We start from the raw sequence: 1,270 nt of genomic DNA on the forward strand, positions 1-1,270 counted from the left end.
GCTTGAAGAAGACGATTACGCAGTACGTGCCGCCCGAGCAGCCCGACCCGCCCAAAGGCGATGATGACCACGAGCGAAGTACAACGTGACCCGTGCTCATGAAGCCGGGGAAGGACATGCATGCGTGTAGGAACTCCGGGGTTTGTCCCAGAAAGACTGATCGAAGCGAGAGCGGCACGGAGAATTCTCAGCAAGAAAGCATTGGCCACGCTGATCAGCGTCAACCCCAGCACCGTTACCCGCTGGGAGGACGGCACCAGCGCCCCTGATGCCGACGCCCTGACTGAGCTGGCGGCCCATCTGAACGTTCGCAGAGAGTATTTTCTAAGACCGGTCGCCAATAGCGACCGGCCTCTGTTTTACCGCACCCTGGCGTCGACCCTGGTAAAGGATCTGGATTACCAGGAATCGCAGATGCACTGGCTGCAGGAAATCAGCGGCATCGTTGAACATTATGTGGATTTTCCCGATATCGATGTTCCCGACGTCCTTGGAAAGGCGACCTACAAGCAGCTGCGGGATCGGGATATCGAGCAAATTGCCGCCGACATGCGAGTCCACTGGCGCGTCGGCGATGGTCCTTGCAGCGACATGATGCCCCTTCTCGAACGGATCGGCTGCATCGTCGGTTCCATCGAGATGGGGACGTCCAAGCTCGACGGATTGTGCAGCTGGGCGCGAGGCAGCAACCGGCCCCATATCCTGCTGTCGACCGACAAGATGTCCTTTCCGCGTCGGCAGATGGATGCCGCACACGAGCTCGGCCATGYGATTCTGCATCGCAATGTCACCGAAGAGGAGCTCAAAAAGGACCTCAAGGAAATCGAGCGCCAGGCGTTCCGATTTGCGAGCGCCTTCCTGATGCCGGCGACCACCTATTCCTATGAGGTCAAGAACGCCTCGCTGGCATCGCTATTGTCCCTGAAGGAACGCTGGCGGGTGTCGGTCAAGGCACAGATCCGGCGCTTATCGGATCTCGATCTCATCCCGGAAGACCACGCAACCTCCCTCTACAAGCTTTATTCGGCCAAAGGCTGGAGCCGGGAAGAGCCCCTGGACAGAAACTGGACGATCTCGGAACCGACGGTGCTCGCCAACGCCCTTCAACTGATCGTCGACTCGACCGTGCGCGGCAAATCTGACCTGTTGAGCGTCGAATTCACGATGAAGGCTGGTGACGTCGAAAACCTGGCGGCATTGCCCGCTGGCTGGTTTTCGAAGAATGCCGAGGTGATAAACCTAAAGCTGAAAGAAGTGCCCCCCTCAAGCC

The 1,270-nt window shown here is 58.6% G+C and carries 1 protein-coding gene; it reads left to right on the forward strand.

Annotation, left to right across the window (positions count from 1 at the left end; all coding sequences use genetic code 11):
• Positions 1–201: 201 nt before the first annotated feature.
• A partial coding sequence (locus AC1D35_RS36260) for a helix-turn-helix domain-containing protein (protein WP_477942852.1) occupies positions 202–1,270 on the forward strand: 1,069 nt, incomplete at its 3' end.

The organism is Rhizobium sp. P1_E6, from assembly GCF_056405875.1.